The organism is Pseudoalteromonas sp. APC 3495 (assembly GCF_030407645.1).
Classification (GTDB): domain Bacteria; phylum Pseudomonadota; class Gammaproteobacteria; order Enterobacterales; family Alteromonadaceae; genus Pseudoalteromonas; species Pseudoalteromonas tetraodonis.
This window is the reverse complement of the sequence record NZ_JASDDA010000002.1, coordinates 118,291-135,190: the sequence shown is the minus strand read 5'-3', so window position 1 is coordinate 135,190 and position 16,900 is coordinate 118,291. Positions and strand designations below refer to the sequence as shown.

At 39.8% G+C, this 16,900-nt stretch carries 13 protein-coding genes; 10 read left to right on the top strand and 3 right to left on the bottom strand.

All coding sequences use genetic code 11. From position 1 onward, the window contains the following. Window positions 1-35: 35 nt before the first annotated feature. On the bottom strand, window positions 36-2,807 hold the full coding sequence (locus QL984_RS01425; RefSeq protein ID WP_290171916.1) for a TonB-dependent receptor: 2,772 nt from the start codon (window positions 2,805-2,807) through the stop codon (window positions 36-38). A gap of 416 nt (window positions 2,808-3,223) precedes the next feature. Beyond that, window positions 3,224-5,569, bottom strand: a complete 2,346-nt coding sequence (locus QL984_RS01420; protein WP_290171915.1) for a DNA polymerase II — start codon at window positions 5,567-5,569, stop codon at window positions 3,224-3,226. Between the two features lie 60 nt (window positions 5,570-5,629). Here QL984_RS01420 and dinG point away from each other — a divergent pair, with 60 nt between their 5' ends. From dinG to QL984_RS01390, 6 genes are read left to right on the top strand one after another with little or no spacing between them, the layout of a single operon-like run. Further along, the gene (gene dinG / locus QL984_RS01415) at window positions 5,630-7,705 is read left to right on the top strand and encodes an ATP-dependent DNA helicase DinG (RefSeq protein WP_290171914.1); all 2,076 of its coding nucleotides are present in this window, start codon (window positions 5,630-5,632) and stop codon (window positions 7,703-7,705) included. Then, complete coding sequence (locus QL984_RS01410; protein ID WP_138764511.1) at window positions 7,705-8,481, top strand: TSUP family transporter; 777 nt, start codon at window positions 7,705-7,707, stop codon at window positions 8,479-8,481. The genes dinG and QL984_RS01410 overlap by 1 nt, the downstream gene beginning before the upstream one ends. Before the next feature lies 1 nt (window position 8,482). Then, entirely contained in the window at window positions 8,483-9,091 is a 609-nt protein-coding gene (locus QL984_RS01405; protein WP_090494313.1) for a primosomal replication protein, read from the top strand. Then, the gene (locus QL984_RS01400; protein WP_090494315.1) at window positions 9,091-9,978 is read left to right on the top strand and encodes a histone deacetylase; all 888 of its coding nucleotides are present in this window, start codon (window positions 9,091-9,093) and stop codon (window positions 9,976-9,978) included. The genes QL984_RS01405 and QL984_RS01400 overlap by 1 nt, the downstream gene beginning before the upstream one ends. Window positions 9,979-10,028: 50 nt before the next feature. Further along, a complete protein-coding gene (locus tag QL984_RS01395; protein WP_090494317.1) occupies window positions 10,029-10,301 on the top strand; it encodes a late competence development ComFB family protein in 273 nt (90 codons plus the stop codon). Continuing rightward, on the top strand, window positions 10,294-10,449 hold the full coding sequence (locus QL984_RS01390) for a YbaM family protein (RefSeq protein ID WP_090494320.1): 156 nt from the start codon (window positions 10,294-10,296) through the stop codon (window positions 10,447-10,449). The genes QL984_RS01395 and QL984_RS01390 overlap by 8 nt, the downstream gene beginning before the upstream one ends. Before the next feature lie 14 nt (window positions 10,450-10,463). On the opposite strand, the gene QL984_RS01385 is transcribed toward QL984_RS01390, so the two are convergent. Continuing rightward, the gene (locus QL984_RS01385) at window positions 10,464-12,635 is read right to left on the bottom strand and encodes an exonuclease domain-containing protein (RefSeq protein ID WP_290171912.1); all 2,172 of its coding nucleotides are present in this window, start codon (window positions 12,633-12,635) and stop codon (window positions 10,464-10,466) included. A 486-nt stretch (window positions 12,636-13,121) separates the two neighbouring features. On the opposite strand from QL984_RS01385, the gene QL984_RS01380 reads away from it, so the two are divergent. The 4 genes from QL984_RS01380 to QL984_RS01365 all read left to right on the top strand — a co-directional run bounded on the left by QL984_RS01380 (window position 13,122) and on the right by QL984_RS01365 (window position 16,830). Next, a complete protein-coding gene (locus QL984_RS01380; RefSeq protein WP_058155001.1) occupies window positions 13,122-14,546 on the top strand; it encodes a sugar porter family MFS transporter in 1,425 nt (474 codons plus the stop codon). A gap of 202 nt (window positions 14,547-14,748) precedes the next feature. Continuing rightward, window positions 14,749-16,008 (top strand): outer membrane protein transport protein, encoded by a 1,260-nt coding sequence (locus QL984_RS01375; protein ID WP_290171911.1) that lies wholly within the window; start codon window positions 14,749-14,751, stop codon window positions 16,006-16,008. Between the two features lie 3 nt (window positions 16,009-16,011). Next, window positions 16,012-16,425: a YeeE/YedE thiosulfate transporter family protein gene (locus tag QL984_RS01370; protein ID WP_033103778.1), complete on the top strand. Its 414-nt coding sequence runs from the start codon at window positions 16,012-16,014 to the stop codon at window positions 16,423-16,425. Between the two features lie 3 nt (window positions 16,426-16,428). Further along, window positions 16,429-16,830 carry a DUF6691 family protein gene (locus QL984_RS01365; protein WP_013465390.1) on the top strand — a complete coding sequence of 134 codons (402 nt, stop codon included), beginning with the start codon at window positions 16,429-16,431 and terminating at the stop codon, window positions 16,828-16,830. Window positions 16,831-16,900: the final 70 nt, after the last annotated feature.

The following is a 16,900-nucleotide window of genomic DNA, read 5'->3' as shown; positions in this document are numbered from 1 at the left end:
AGTGGCTTTTAAATAAAGTTTAAGTTTCTAAGTTATTAGAACTTAATTGTAGCTCGTACATATACAAAGCGATCCATATTAACGTCGTACTCTGTAACAGAGAAGTTGTTAGTTGAGATTGCAAAGTCATTGTTAGTGTATTCACGAGAAGGTTCTTTCGCGAATAAGTTCTCAATACCTACACTAATTTTAGTGTTGTAAGAGTCTAGCGCATAACCTACAGATACATCATGTACAAAGTAAGAACCAATGTAATCAGCCATACCTGGGTAATTTTCTGCGCCGTAAGCTATGTCATAGTAGTTTTGCATACGGTCAACATAACGTGTTTGCCAATGCGCATCAAAGTCACCTTGAGACCAATCTAGAGCAAATGTGCCTTTATATTCAGGATAACCAGCATCACCATACTGTACGCCTACTTGATCTTCGCCATCGAACTCGTTAGTCATTACATAAGACAAATCAAGAGATGTTCTGAAGCTACCGTACTCAGTATCAAACTTGTATGCAGTATAAAAATCTATACCTTCAACATTGTAGGTACCTGAGTTTTGTAGGAAGTTGCGTAAATCAACGATATTACCGTTAGCATCACGGTCAATGTAATCACAAGAAGATGCATTACTTCCTGAAGTACACTCGTTCAATATACGATTAGAACCGTAACGACCAATTGAGTTTTCAACTTCGATATCGTAGTAATCGATTGTGAATTCTAAACCATCAACATAGCTTGGGTTATAAACAATACCAAACGTTTTAGATTCTGATTCTTCTGGTTGTAAATCTGGAGAAGAAACGCGAGTTTCACGAATCTGTGTATTAGCTTGCGTGTAACCATTTGGTACGCCAGCACAACCAGGTAGGCTTGGAACAACACCTTCTACAGAGTTACACGGGTCTGTTAATGTAGGGTATGCATCTGCATTACCTGCATATAAGTCAGAGATTGAAGGAGCTCGGTAACCTTCAGCCCAAGTACCACGAAGAAGTAAATCATCCATTGGACGGTATTCAACACCAACTTTAGCTGTAGAGTTGCTACCATATGCGCTGTGGTCAGAGAATCTAATTGCTGGTGCAATAGTTAAACCATCAAATACTGGAATTGAAAGTTCTACATAAGCTTCATCTAAGCGGAAACCACCTGAAGTTGCATCACGTTGGTTACCTGAAGTTTCACCACTTTGAGTTAGTGGATCAGGCGTATCGTAACCTGACTCTTCACGACGTTCAAAGCCAACGGCCATACCTACAACACCTGCCGGTAACTCAAATGCATCACCAGCAAAGTTTACTGTGTAATCTTTAAGTTCTAAACCTTCACGAGAAACACTGTCAAATGTTACAAAATCAACCATATCTTGTGTAATTGAGCCGGCACCACCAAATAGGTTAAGTGGTACACAAGAAGTAGATGCATTACAGTTGTCACCTAACGCTTGGTTTATACGAGTAAGGTTAAGTAGACCTGTTGTTAAAACGTCTTGGCTATTCTTACCATAAATGTAAGAAGCATCCCAAACCCAAGATGTATCACCAATACCGCCCTCTAAACCAACCATTGCACGGTAAGTAGTATCATTTTGTCTGTAAATACGGTTACCAGCTTCTACAAAACGACGTTGACCAGCAAATGGGATATAACCTTCTACACCTGAGCGAGAAGCATCACCATACAGTGTTTCACCAAATGGGTTGTAGATATTATTTTCGTGGATGTCTACTCGGCTAGCTGCTGCACCAAAAGATGCACCAATTGTTAATGGCATCGCTGCAAGTAGCTGTGAAGATTTACGGTTAGTCATCATGAAATCTGATACGAAACGAACGTCATCACTTAAGTCATAAAAAGCTTGAACATAAAAACTGTTACGCTCTTGTGGCGTTGCAAGGTAGTTTTCAGGCGCGTAGTTGTAAACATCACCAGCTCGGTCTCGGAATGAATCTAAACCTACAGCTGAACCTGCACCATTAGGAACTAAATCAAAACCAGCGTTTGACTTACCAGCGTTGTTTTCAGTGTAACCTTGAGCAAGTAAGCTATCACGAAGTTCAGGGCTGATTGCACTTGAAGTAAGACGTAAACGGCCTTTTTCAGTTGTAGAGCTGTTACCCATAGAAGAAATATCGCGATCACCTGCCCAAATTTCTTGTTGAGTTACATGGCTAGCATTAAACATTAAGCCACCGCGGTCTGAAGTAGTACCAACAGTGATGTCTGCAGAATACTGGCGACCATCGTTGTACTTTAAGTTTTCACCACCGTATACAGAAACCTCAACACCTTCAAAATCTTTACGAGTGATGATATTTACAACACCAGCAATAGCATCAGAACCGTAGATAGCAGAAGCGCCGTCTTTAACAACTTCAACACGTTCAATCGCTGACGATGGGATTGTATTTAAATCAACTGTAGAACCTAAAGATGAAACCCAGCGCTTACCATTTACTAATACAAGAAGACGTTGTGCGCCTAAGTTACGTAAATCCATGTTTGTTGCGCCAGTACCACCGTTATTAAAGGCAGTATTAAGTGCAGCACCCGCAGCTGGAATTTGTTGAAGAATGTCACCGATGCTTAATTGACCACTAACATTTAAATCATCACGGCTAAGAACTAAAACCGGGCTAGCACTTTCTAAATCAGTACGCTTGATGCGTGAACCTGTAACCTGAATACGTTCAACTTTTTCTGCGCCTTCTTCTGCAGCAAATGAACTTGCTGAGAAAGCAGCAGTAGAAGCTGCACCAAAAGCGATCGCTAAGCGAACTGCTTTTGAAACTTTGTTATTTAACATTTGATTCTCCCTAGAATACTATTTGTTTTTGTATTTTTTTGATCACACCTTGTTAATTAATTTGTGATCACGCTTCAGATGATAATACTTCAAACACAAGGCGGTCAACATTAAATTAACTTTAAAAGCACTTTGCATGACTTTTCATTATCATTTTTGGCGGTATTTTATTAGTTTTTTAAATTAATTTATGAATACGATTTAGAAAAAAACTTGATAATTAGAAACAACATCATAGTAACCAATTGATTTTTATGAGTTTGAATAAATGATTTTTTAAATTACGCTTTGTATTCTTTTTAGATAAAATTGTAACCAAGGCCACAATTGTTAATTTACCTTTAAATTTTTTATTCACCTTTGAAGTTTATAGGCGAATAATTAACTATAAAAGACTTTTTAAGCTCATAGTTAAGCTAAAACAACGAGGCTTGTGTAGATTCAGATGCTGTGTTTAATGCGCTTAATATCATTTGCGCAACAGGGTCGAGCTGTCTTTGAATGTACAGTGGGTAGTTCAGAGTGTTTTTACCGTTATAAAGCTCAGCGCCGGTTACTGCGTAAACATATTCAATCACTTGCCCGCGTTTTATTTCAAACTCAGGATGATTCGCTTTGTATTTTTTAACAGCTTGAACATGAGGAGGAATATTTTTGATGTAATCGTTAAGGTGCTGCCCTAACCGCTTTCTATATACTAATTTACGGTCGAACTCACCATTATAAAGTTTTTGAGTGTAGCTATTTATAATATCGTGCAGTTGCTGTATTTCGAAGTTGTCAGTAAATAACGTCTCAAATAATTGTGTTTGAAACTCTTGTGCAAACTCAGTCCAGTCACTACGTACCGTTTCCATACCTTTAAATACCAGTTTTTTTTCATTATTTTTGGTTACTTGCCCTACATACCGCTTTTTAGAGCCTGTTTTTTTACCTCGTATAGTTGGCATAAAAAACGGACTGTAATGAGTTTCAAATTCAATTTCTAAATAACTATGTAAATCATAGCGTTGTTTTAAATCAGCTTGCCACATCGCATTAATATGATGAACAAGTTGGCAGCCAATTTCGTTACACTCCTGAGGGCTTTTATCTTCACAAAGTTTTACAAACGTAGAGTCGGTATCACCATATATCACCTCAAAGCCTTGCGCTTCTATCCATTTACGGGTTGTTTGCATTATCTCATGGCCACGCAAAGTAATGGAACTCGATAAACGCGGGTCGTAAAACCGACAACCCTTAGAGCCGAGTACGCCATATAAACTATTCATAATAATTTTAATCGCTTGCGAGAGCATAGGTTGATTAGTGTCTTTTGCCTCTTGGCGTGTTTGGGTGAGGTGTGCAATTAATTTGGGGAGATGGTGCTGCGTTCTTGAGAATAACGCCTGATTAAATCCTTCAACCGCATGCTCTGGTGCATTTAACCCTGCGATTAAACCTAGCGGGTCAATACAAAACGTACGCATAATTGAAGGGTATAGGCTTTTAAAATCCAATACCAAAACGTTTTTATAAAGCCCTGGGGTCGACTCCATCACATAGCCACCAGGGCTCTCAAATGAGAGCCCATGATCGCCTAAGTTGGGGGCAACATAACCACTGCGATGTAACAACGGTAAATATAAATTAGTAAATGCAGCAACCGAGCCACCCATGCGCTCAAGTTCGAGCCCAGTGATTTGAGTTCTGACTATGGCAAATTCGAATAACTTTAATTTTTCGAAAATTTGATTAACCAAAATACAATCTTGGCGGTTATAAGCCGCTAGAGAAAGCTTATCTTCGTTAAATTGACGAACAATTTCAGTTAATCGGTTATCGGTTTTTATTAATTTAGATTCGTTAAGTACCCGCTCTGCAACATTGGCTAATGAAAAGCTGTCAAATCGGTAAGTGGCATTTTTTAATGTATCAATGCCATCAATGACGCACCGCCCAGGAAGCGTTAATCGGGTGTAATGGCCTTTATTAATATACAAAGGTTGATTATCTCGGCCAAAGTTAAGGGTAAGCCCTAACGCCTCTGCGCGTTCTTGCAATAAACTAAAGTCAAAATCAATAACATTCCAACCAATAATAACATCAGGATCGTTATTTATAATGTACTGCTGCAACTTGGTAAGCAGGTTAATTTCGTCATAGCACCAGTCTATTTCAAATGTCGAATCACTTTGCTGCGGCTCCCCTATCATCAATACACAATCTAAGCCATTTCCCACAAGTGCTACACTAAATAACACCCCATCGCCATTACATTCTATATCCAAAGAAATAGATGTAAGCGTTGGCGTGTAATCTTTGTTTGCTTTTAACTTTGCGTCACTAATTTCAATAAAGCCATTTTTAGTTGTGGCGTTACCGGTTACCCATACACCTCCTTTAATAAAGCGCTCCATTAAAAAACGGTCACTGTGGCGTACATCGGCTTCGTAAATAGGCATTGCTTGCTCTAAAAGAGCGCGTGCAGTATATAAACTTTTTATATCGTTAAAGTAACAGGCAACACATTCGTTGCCACTAAAATGACACAACTCAACCTTATTAAACTGCGCTTTTATATTTGCCTGTGCGAGTAAAGTATTTGCAGTATGTTGCGCTGACAATGGGATGAAAAACACTGCTTGCTGGTTTTCAATAATAACTTTAAGTGGGCCATGATCAGAGCTTAGCCAATAACACAAAGTAATACCTTGCGTATTTTTAGCGCTGTATTGTTGCCTTGATAAAATAAAGCCCTGATAGATTGCTTGTGTCAATGTTCGATCCCACTTAATATATACACTGTAATTATATACATATTTTAGGTTAATCATCACATGCTATCGAGCTCACTTAAAAAAACAATTAGACAAGTACACCAGCATGTTGCAAATAACCTAACCGATTACCGCCCTCGCAGTAGTCAAAACTATTTAGTTGCTGAAATCGCCAAAACATTAGCCGGTGAATACCATAGAAAACAACGTATTTGTGTTATTGAAGCAGGCACAGGCACCGGAAAGTCATTAGCTTACTGCCTAGGCGCTCTGCCACTGGCATTAGCACAAAAAAAGAAACTGGTTATTTCTACGGCTACTGTGGCTTTGCAAGAGCAGTTAATCGCTAAAGAACTGCCGTTTTTTAAAAAGCACTCAGGACTCGATTTTAAATTTGATTTAGTCAAAGGTCGCCAACGTTATATTTGTGCACACAAACTTCATAATGCACTAAACAGCGATAGCCAAACTCAAATGGAGTTTATGCCTACCCTTACATCGCCATTAAGCGATATGGAAACTAAGTGCTTAAAGCAACTTTACGATGCCTATATCAATAAAAAATGGCAAGGTGATAGAGACAGCTGGGCCGATACCATTCCTGATAGAGTATGGGGGCTCATTGCTTGCGATAAGCATGCTTGCCAACGCCAGATGAAAGCACACCAAACATGTCCTTTTCAACTCGCCCGCCAGCAGTTAATGCAAATGGATGTATTGGTTATAAACCATTCGTTACTGTTAGCCGATTTAGACTTAGGGGGCGGAAAAATTTTACCCGAGCCCGACAACACCATTTATGTAATCGATGAAGCGCACCACCTTGCACATATTACCCGCGACTTTTCATCTGCTGCAGCTACGATAAAAGGCACGATAGATTGGCTCGACAAACTTACTAAATTCAGTGGCAAAATGGCCAAAGTGTTAGTGGGTCAAAAAGGCATTGGGCAAAACTTTAAGTTATGCGATAGCGTTAACGATGCCAACAAAGATTTAAAAGTGGTGCGCGATATACTCGACAACGCCGATTTTGAATATTCAAAAGACGATACCTATCGCTTTGAACATGGTGAAATTCCTAAATCGTTACACGCAAAAGCAAAAGACATTAGCGAAGCCACGCTTGATGCATTACGGTGTTTAAATAAGATGCACGATACCCTCACACAAGATGTAAGCGACGGTGATATTAAACCTTATGTTGCCGACCCCATTCTGGCTGAAAGCGGGCAATACATAAACCGGTTAGAACAACTTAATAAATTATGGTTTAGTTACGCTACTAAAGGCGAAGGCACACCGCATGCGCGATGGATAAAACGACTTGAATATAAAAGCCATCATGATCACTTGCTTAGCGACTGCCCCATTGAGGTCGGTTACTATTTAAAAGATAAGCTGTGGAACGAATGTGCTGGAGCCGTGTTATGTTCAGCTACCTTGAGCGCACTCGGTTCATTTGATCATTTTGCCTATGAAAGCGGCCTTGCCAAAGAGGAAGGGGTGAAATTTATTAAAGTCCCTTCTCCATTTGACTACCCAAAACAAGCCACTTTACGCATTCCGGCCTCAAGTATAGAGCCAACAGATAAAGAATTTAGCGATCATATTGCTAAAACATTACCCGAATACCTAAACACTAAAAAAGCCAATTTAGTGTTGTTTGCCTCTTACTGGCAAATGGACCATGTAAGTAAGTTTCTTAGAACAAAAGGATTTAACTTATTAGTACAAGGTGAAATGTCACGAGAAGCTTTGCTCAAATTACATACTAAAAATATTGATGAAGGCAAAGGCAGTATTTTATTTGGTACCCAAAGTCTTTCTGAAGGGCTTGATTTACCTGGGAAATATTTAGAAAACCTGATTATTACCAAAATTCCGTTTGCGGTGCCCACCTCGCCTATCGAAGAAGCGCAAGCAGAGTTTGTGCAAAGTAAAGGCGGTAATCCGTTTTTATCGATAACCGTGCCAGACGCAGCAAAGAAATTGGTACAAAGCTGTGGTAGACTGCTGCGAAAAGAAAGTGATGCAGGCACAATAACTATTTTAGATAGACGCCTAGTCACCAAACGATATGGCAAAGCCATGCTTGACACCTTACCACCTTTTAAAAGACAAATAGATTACTGATGTTTGAACTTGCACTCGACCCAACAACTTGGGCTATTTTATGTGGCGTTGCACTTTTAGCTGGCTTTATTGATGCTATTGCTGGCGGCGGTGGATTACTCACTGTACCAGCACTGTTAACGGCAGGATTACCTCCTCATTTAACGCTTGGCACTAATAAATTGGCGGCCAGTTTTGGCTCGTTAACGGCCAGTATCACCTATTATAAAAAACAGTTATTTAGTCCACGATTTTGGTTTGCTTCTATTATGGCTACCGCCATAGGTGCTTTGTTAGGCACACTTATTGTTGATCATTTAAGTATCGAGTTTTTAAATAAGCTCTTACCCATTATTATTATTTTAGTGGCTTGCTACAGCTTGTTTGGTAATTTAAGTACCACACAAAGTGATGATCTGCCTAAATTAACCCGCACAATAAAAGTAAAACAGTGGCTACAAGGATTAAGCCTAGGTTTTTTTGATGGTTTAGCTGGGCCTGGAACGGGAACTTTTTGGACTGCCTCAAACGGTATGCTTTATAAAATGAGTTTGCTACTCAATTGTGGTTTGGCGCGTTCAATGAATTTTGTTTCTAACTTCATCTCTCTGATCACCTTTGTTGCACTTGGCCATGTTAACTTTTTACTGGGAATTACAATGGGCTTCTTTATCATGCTTGGTGCATGGTTTGGCGCACATTCAGCTATTCGTTTTGGCAGTAAATTTATTCGCCCAGTATTTAATACTATGGTTATACTTTTAGCGTTAAAACTAATTTACGAGGCATACTTTTAATATGCAATCTGCTGCTTTAGACAAACTACGCCAACAAGTTGCTACGCTTAAGCAACAAGCTGAGCAATTTGATAAAGCAAAATTATTTGCTAAAAACCGTTATATGCAGGCACAGCCAAGCTTATTTGACAGAGCCGTATTTAGCACCAAAAGCATGAACTTGGTTGATTACGTAGTAGAAATAGAAGATGAAATAGCCAGCCTACCACCGAGCGATCACCGCCATGCCTACACTTACGCACTTGAGCGCATTGCTAGTCAGGTACAAGCGGTCTTTAATGTAATTAAATCGACCCCTATTTGGGTGAAAGAAAACAAAAGTCATTATAAGCCTCGTGCCAAACAGCCTATTTACAAACAAGCAGTGCAAAAAATCATGCAATCATCCCATGAGTTATATGATGAGCTTAAACAAAACCATGAGTTTGAACGCCGCCTAGTGCTGATGATTGAAGAGCGTAAGTTACAAATGGAAAAAGCATCACCTGCGCAAGCACAAAAACTTAATCAAGAAATTTTAACCACTCATGCACGACTCGGCCGTTGCAGAAAAGCAATTTCTGCCACCGAAGACAAAATTCAACAAGTAGAAAAACAACAGCTACGCTAATGCAGCTTTATTATCACTATCTGTACTCGCAATTAGAGTTACCTGAACGCCATCGCTTTCCAATTAAAAAGTATCAGCAGCTCAAGCATGAAGTTGAATTTTTAGGCTACACCCAATTTATATCACCTTCGCCAGCAACAACAGCGCAATTGAAATTGTGTCATAGCTCAGAGTACATCGCTGATTTTTTAAATGGCTCGTTAACTGACAAAGCGGTTAAGAAAATGGGATTTCCTCACTCTCCTGAACTTGTTGAGCGAACACTTTACTCTGTTGGTGCCAGCATTCAAGCCGCTGAAAGTGCAATTAAAAGTGGTTTAGCGGCTAATTTAAGTGGCGGTTATCATCATGCTTACAGCAATTACGGCAGTGGCTTTTGTATTTTTAATGATTTAGCCATTGCTGCAGCCCACCTTATTGCAACGGAGCAAGCCGACACCGTATTAATATTTGATTGTGACGTGCATCAAGGTGACGGCACAGCACAAATAACCCAACAGCACGAGCAGATAATTAGTTGTTCAATTCACTGTGAACAAAACTTTCCTCGGCAAAAACAGCACTCAAACTACGACTTTGGCTTACCTGCAAACACCACAGATGCAGAGTATTTAACAACACTAGAGCAAGCTCTTGAGTTATGTGTTCGCCTCCACCAGCCCGATATTATTTTATATAATGCGGGCGCCGATATTTATACCAAAGACGAACTTGGCTTATTTGATGTTTCTTTGGCTGGCGTATACGCGCGTGACTTTGCCGTTCTTAACTTTTGTAAGCAGCGAAACATCCCGCTTATGTGCGCTTTAGGTGGTGGTTATCAGCGTAACATCAATGATTTAGTCAGTGTCCGTAAACAACTATTTAAAGCGGCTCTCGATTTATAACAATCCTTGGTATAGACTCAACAAAGACAATAAAAAAGAGTGACAGGAATATGCGCTTAGATGACGACATACACAACTTTTACGAAAAAATCGTTCTAGAAGAAATAGAAAAACGTAAACTTAATGAGCGTTACAACGACGATGTAATGGCTGACTTTTGCTGTACCGTGCTCAATCAGTTACCACCTCGCTATATTCGATACGATGTAGACATGGCGTTTTATTTAACCCAAACAGATCGTATGGACATGGAACAACGCGTTGAACTTGCCATTAACTTTGCGATTGATCAGATTGCTAAAAAGAAAGATATTAATGAGTAACCCGCTAGAAGAAGCCCCTACGCACATAAAACTGGCTGTTGATTTAATTATGATATTAGAACAACACGACGTAGAGCCCGAAGAGGTTTTAAAAGCACTCGACATTGTAAAAAGTGACTTTGAGAAAAAAGTAACAAAGCGCGCGTAGCGCTTTTTGCTTTTTTAAACAGCAACTATATTTTCATCTGCAGATTGCTGAACCAGTAATAATAACTGCGTGGCAGCTTTGGCATCGTCTAATGCACGGTGATGATTGGTTAAGTCTAAATTAAAGTGTGCAGATAAATTTCCCAGCGAATACGACTTTAATCCCTTAAATGCTTTGCGTGATTCAACGACTGTACACAGTTTCGGCATTTTAAAATTAATTCCTATCCTCTCAAGCTCTTTTTTAATAAAGCCATAATCAAAATTAACATTATGCGCCACAAAAATACTGCCTGATAATTGATTCAGTAACGGCGCTGCAATATCGCTAAATATAGGCGCATTGCTTACCATGGCATCGTTAATGCCTGTAAGCGAGGTAATAAAGCGCGGGATGGGTCGCTCTGGGTTTATCAATGTGGTCCATGTATCAACTATTTCGCCCTGCTTTATTTTAACAATACCAATTTCGGTAATACGGTTACCGCCTTTGAGGCCTCCTGTAGTTTCAATATCAACTACACTATAAACACGGTTAGGGTCTACATACCACTTCACCGCTGCAATATTGACTTTAAAACCACTGTTTTTTAAATTATCGATGCTCACTAGCTGGTTTCTTTTAAGCTTGTCTCCGGGCGCTTTTACCTCTTCAAAATGAACTGCGCTGTTATCAACAATCATTAAATCGGGGTAACCATCTTTTAATTGTCGATAGTTTTTTGCCATGTTTTTTAAATGGCTTAATAGCGCATTTATCGGGCTGTTTAAAATAAGCATCTCTAATGGCTTTAATACATCTTTGTGCCATCTAAATAAGCCATTTGGTTGCTCATAATACTTCGCTGCATGGTTACACACTAAACGCAGCAATTTGGAGGTACTATTACACGCAGCCAGCCGCGCCTCTAATTGCGAGGATTGATTTAAATAAAATGTATCTGTTTTTAAGGCTTGCGGATAAATATCAAATTCGTTGCAGGGGGGGGTTGGGGTTTCAATAAAAAGTTCCTGCCAAAAAACCAGCGCAAATAAGCTTTGCCACAAGGTATTCTCAGTATAAAAAACCTGCTTGCCTTGACGAGTGTAGTGATCACTTACACCTAACTCAACATCGCCACGGTAAAGTTCATCAACTTCTATAATACAGCGTGTACTGGCTAACATTTCACTAAGCCGTGAGCGTGTTTGCTTGTTAAATTTGCGCATTAAAAAGTCATCCGCAAAGTACAGTAACTCATCGGTGAGCGGATTTTCTATAATTTTCTCAAGTTGCGCCTTTACCCATTCTTTATTACCTAAACGGTATTGCTCTCTTATTTGAATTTCTAGTGCGTGCGCATCGTCTTCGCAGGCATTAAGTACATCAAACGCTAATACAGGGTTAGTTGTTTTTAGTTGCTTATAAAGTATGACCAATAACTTATTCTTTAGCTCTCGAGCTACAACCCCTACTGCTAATTCATTTATTAACTGTTTTGCTAACGTCTCATTTTCATTGTCATCTTTCGCGTTTTTAACGGCTAACCGAAAACGGTTTAACACATAGTTAGATTGCGCTTCCTCAATTGAGTCAAAGCGAGACAAACTTTCATGATGTCCTTGCCTAACAGGAGTTACTCCTAAATCTCTTAGTACAAACCGATTTTGATGATTAACATCACCGGCACTGAGCCTGCCAATATACAAAAACTCAAAATACTGGTAACACTCATCTCTATTATTGATCACATACTGATTATACAAATGCGAAAGACGCTCTGGCTTAGATTCAAAAAATGAAATAGCGACTTCAACTAAACAACTTTTAGCTGCACTTTTTTTAAATAATGGTGGCTGCTCTTGTTGAGATAACAACTCAATTAAGGCCGGCTTTGTTAGATGACTAAGCAGTTGCTTAGCGTCTGCTTGTGAGGGTTCATATACTAATCCGGCTGTTTTTAAATTAAAAAGTGACTGATAAGGCGAAATAATCTCTTCATAATTTAATGACTGAGTTTGCACTAAATAAGGCTTACGAGAATAAATACGTGCTAGCATGCATTGGCTTTGCTCGTCGAGGGTGTTTATTTTATTAATAAATGTAATGTGCTTTTGCTCAAGTAAATGCATACATTTATCGCTCACAAAGCCTATTAGCTCTTTAAAATGTGCCAAATAATATTTTGCTGGTAACTCTTTTCTCATAAAAACCGCCAATACTGTATATAAAAACAGTATAATTATTTGAGCGCTTTTAGCAACCCAATTAGGAGTTAATAGCCTTTTAGAATTTAAATTGATTCAATCTCGGGCGCTTTAATTTCAGCGAGGTTTGTTACTTAATAAACTAAGTTAAAACCGAGCACCCTTTTTATACCCTGCACCTTATCTTCACCTGTGTAGATAGCAGAACCCTTCAAGCAGTGCGTGTTTAACATTAACGAAGCGTTAGTACCTATTTACGGGCATTCACATGGCAAAAGATCTATTTTGCTTAAAAACCAAACACACTGCTGAAACTTCAATCTCAAAAGATAAACAGACCCTCGCGCAACTCAATTAATTTATTTATGCATACGTATTACTATTGAAATATCTTTTTTAGCGTGATTACTCTGTGCTAAGGTTGCCCGCAAATTATTAGTGGTACTTTAACTTCATTACACATAATAAAAATTAGGATTGAACAACATGACAACACAGCATGCAACTAAAGGTGAGCAAAGCGCACAGACAAAGTGCTCACTTTTATACGTTATTTTTATATCGGCTGTTGCCGCCATTGGTGGCTTTTTATTTGGTTTTGATTCAGGCGTTATAAATGGCACTGTATCGGCATTAGGTAATACATTTAACTCAAGCAGTGTAGCAACAGGGTTTAATGTTGCCTCTGTTTTACTTGGTTGTGCACTGGGGGCTTTAGCTGCAGGCCCATTAGCTGACAAATTTGGCCGTCGCGCTATTATGATTGTCACTGCACTTATATTTGCTATCAGTGCATTTGGCTCTGGTATTGCTGATAGCTCAGCTGAGTTTATTTTTTACCGCTTATTTGGCGGATTAGGTATAGGTGCGGCATCTGTTTTAGCGCCGGCTTATATTGCAGAAGTAGCCCCTGCCAGCTTACGCGGCCGTTTAGCAACACTGCAGCAGCTTGCTATTGTGCTGGGTCTGTTTGCTGCCTTTTTAAGTAACTACCTAATTGCTAATGCCGCAGGCGGTGCCGAGGGTATTTTACTGTTAGACTTAGCTGCATGGCGCTGGATGTTTTGGGCTGAACTGGTTCCTGCAGGCTTATTTTTAATTGGGGTCTTGTTTATTCCTGAGTCACCGCGTTACTTAGTCGCACAAGGCAAGCTTAAACACGCTAAAACTGTATTTAATAAAATTTCAAACGATGATGCTGATGCGCAAATCAATGACGTTAAGCAGTCTCTGAAAAGCGATAAAAAACCAAGTATTCGCGATTTATTTATCGATGGCAGTAAAAAGGTACACCCTATTGTTTGGGTGGGTGTGGCCTTGTCAGTGTTTCAACAATTTGTTGGTATTAACGTGGTATTTTATTACGGTTCAGAGCTTTGGCAAGCCGCTGGTTTTGATGAATCACAATCACTGTTTATAAACGTGCTTGCGGGTACCACTAATATTTTGTCTACTTTTATTGCTATTGCTTTAGTTGATAAAGTGGGACGTAAGCCATTGTTACTGGTAGGTAGTATAGGTATGTTTATTAGTTTAAGTGCACTTACCTACACCTTTGGCAGTGCAGGCCTTGATGAAGCGGGCAAGTTAGCACTTAGCGAAAATATGGGTACCTTTGCTTTAATAATGGCTAACCTGTTTGTGGTATTTTTTGGTTTAAGCTGGGGCCCAATTGTGTGGGTACTGCTTGGTGAAATGTTTAATAACCGCATTCGCGGCGCCGCGCTTGCAGTTGCTGCTAGTGCGCAGTGGATAGCTAACTTTGCTATTACTATGACCTTCCCTATCATGCTAGGTAGTATTGGTTTAGCAGGCGCCTATGGCTTTTATACCCTCTCGGCGTTTATTAGTGTGTTTTTTGTAGTTAAATACATTAAAGAGACACGCGGTATGAAATTAGAGTCAATGTAATTACTTGGCTGGAGTAAAATAGCGCTTAATAATGCTGTTTTACTCCAGTGTATTTAACCCTCCTTTGTAAGCCCTTTCATTTACCTGTTCCTCATCCACAAACAATATGCTTTTTTAGTATATATAATCTTTTAAAGTTCTTTTTTGGAATATAAAAAGTTAGCTATTGTTCGCCAACTTTCTCTACTTAGTCTCAATTTAAATGAAAAAACAGTTACTCTCAGGCCTTATTTTCACCTCTGCGTTAAGCACATTTAATGTATTTGCAACGAATGGCTATTTTACTCATGGCTACGGTATGACTCACAAAGGCATGGCAGGTGCTGGTGTAGCGTTATCAGAAGAGTTAATGTCGGGTGCAAATAACCCGGCTACTTTTTCAGCTAATGGCACGCAAATGTCGGTAGGCATAGAATTATTTGCTCCTGAGCGTAACTACACCGCTGCAAAGGTCGATGAATACTTTCCCAATGCACTGTATTTGGACGCAACAACCAAAAAAAGTGATAACAGCTTATTTGCAATTCCCGAATTTGCTATTGGCCATCAATTAAATGAGCGCATTAATATTGGCCTATTAGTTTACGGTAACGGCGGAATGAACACAGAATATGTGGCTGCTTCTGCCCCTCAAGGCACATTTTATGGCGGCACCACTGGTGTTGACTTAAAACAGTTATTTGTCAGTCCAACCATGAGCTATCAATTAAATGAGCAAATACGCCTAGGTGTTTCTGCTATTTATGTAGTGCAACAATTTGAAGCACAAGGTTTGGCAAATTTTGCCGCCTTTTCGCAAAAGCCAGAGGCGCTGTCTAATAATGGCGTTGATACCAGCACAGGCATTGGAATGCAACTTGGGATCAGCCACATTATTAACTCGTCACTTAGCTGGGGCGCCAGTTACCGTTCATCAGTGTCTATGGATGAATTTGACCGTTACAGCGGCCTGTTTGCAGAGCAAGGCGGGTTTGATTTACCAAGCTCTATTCAGCTCGGTACCGCTTGGCAGTTTTTACCATCGCACCAAGTGGTGTTTGATTGGCAAAAAATAAATTACAGTAAAGTAAAAAGTATCGCCAACCCTATTACTAATTTAATGTCAGCGCCACTAGGGGCTGAAGCCGGAGCAGGCTTTGGTTGGCACGATATGAGTATTTATAAACTGGGTTATCAATGGCAACGCACTGAGCAACAAAAAATTAGGTTTGGTGCTTCTTATACCGAGCAACCCATTCCATCATCTGACATTTTATTTAATATTTTAGCGCCCGGTGTGCAAGAATGGCATTTTACAGCAGGCATTAGTCATGCGCTTAGTGACGCGGTGCAATTTAACGCAATGGCTTTTTATTCACCCTCTAAAAATGTAACAGGTGCAAACTATTTAGCGCCTAATCAACAACTATCAATTTCAATGGAACAATCAGGATTGGGTGTATCCCTTGCTTGGAGAATTTAAACGATGACAACCGAATTCACACCACTATCTGGGGCTATTGGCGGTGGTTTAATTGGTCTAGCCTGCGCGTTATTACTGGTTTTATTTGGTAAAGTAGCGGGAATTTCAGGGCTTATAAAATCAATCTTTAATCCACTGGCAGCAGCTTCTCGTTGGAAACTGTGTTTTGTGATGGGGTTATTGCTAGCAGGTGTATTTATACAAATATTTGCCCCTGAGCTGTTAGTAGGTGAATTAAGCTTATCCCCTTGGATGATTATTATTGCAGGGCTTTTAGTCGGTGCGGGAACCACATTAGCGAATGGCTGCACCAGTGGTCACGGCGTATGTGGTATGTCTCGCTTTTCGGCCCGTTCATGGGTATCAACCTGTACATTTATGGCAATCGCCATTATCACCGCTAATTTAGTAGGGTAAATCATGCACGCAATTATTACGCTTATTTTAGGGTTCGTATTTGGTTTGGGACTAATTATTAGTGGCATGACCAACCCAGATAAAGTGCTTAACTTTCTCACTTTTAATCAGCAATGGGACGGTAGCTTAATTATTGTTATGGCTGTTGCAATGACCATTATGATGGGCGCATGGTTTTGGCTCACTAAAAAAGGCACGCCGGTGTTTAACGACAAACTAAGCCTTAGCGATTTAAAAAAGGTCGATACGCGGTTAATTACTGGCTCTATTTTATTTGGTTTAGGTTGGGGCTTAAGCGGCGTGTGCCCGGGCCCCGGGCTTGTACAACTGGTATCACTTAAAACAGAGTTTTGGCTATTTTTTGCTTCCGTACTTGGCGGTATGTGGCTGACCAAAAAAGTATAATATGAATTGCCGAGCACGCCTCGGCCACTTAGCATACTAACCGTGATCTATGTTGTGTGCTCTTGTACTG

Excerpts from the sequence above, each read along its gene's own strand:
- QL984_RS01390 (WP_090494320.1), top strand. The coding sequence starts at position 10,294 with ATGAGTAACCCGCTAGAAGAAGCCCCTACGCACATAAAACTGGCTGTT.
- QL984_RS01405 (WP_090494313.1), top strand. The coding sequence starts at position 8,483 with ATGCAATCTGCTGCTTTAGACAAACTACGCCAACAAGTTGCTACGCTT.
- QL984_RS01365 (WP_013465390.1), top strand. The coding sequence starts at position 16,429 with ATGCACGCAATTATTACGCTTATTTTAGGGTTCGTATTTGGTTTGGGA.
- QL984_RS01425 (WP_290171916.1), bottom strand. The coding sequence starts at position 2,807 with ATGTTAAATAACAAAGTTTCAAAAGCAGTTCGCTTAGCGATCGCTTTT.
- QL984_RS01370 (WP_033103778.1), top strand. The coding sequence starts at position 16,012 with ATGACAACCGAATTCACACCACTATCTGGGGCTATTGGCGGTGGTTTA.
- QL984_RS01385 (WP_290171912.1), bottom strand. The coding sequence starts at position 12,635 with ATGAGAAAAGAGTTACCAGCAAAATATTATTTGGCACATTTTAAAGAG.
- QL984_RS01375 (WP_290171911.1), top strand. The coding sequence starts at position 14,749 with ATGAAAAAACAGTTACTCTCAGGCCTTATTTTCACCTCTGCGTTAAGC.
- QL984_RS01410 (WP_138764511.1), top strand. The coding sequence starts at position 7,705 with ATGTTTGAACTTGCACTCGACCCAACAACTTGGGCTATTTTATGTGGC.
- QL984_RS01380 (WP_058155001.1), top strand. The coding sequence starts at position 13,122 with ATGACAACACAGCATGCAACTAAAGGTGAGCAAAGCGCACAGACAAAG.
- QL984_RS01395 (WP_090494317.1), top strand. The coding sequence starts at position 10,029 with ATGCGCTTAGATGACGACATACACAACTTTTACGAAAAAATCGTTCTA.
- dinG (WP_290171914.1), top strand. The coding sequence starts at position 5,630 with ATGCTATCGAGCTCACTTAAAAAAACAATTAGACAAGTACACCAGCAT.
- QL984_RS01400 (WP_090494315.1), top strand. The coding sequence starts at position 9,091 with ATGCAGCTTTATTATCACTATCTGTACTCGCAATTAGAGTTACCTGAA.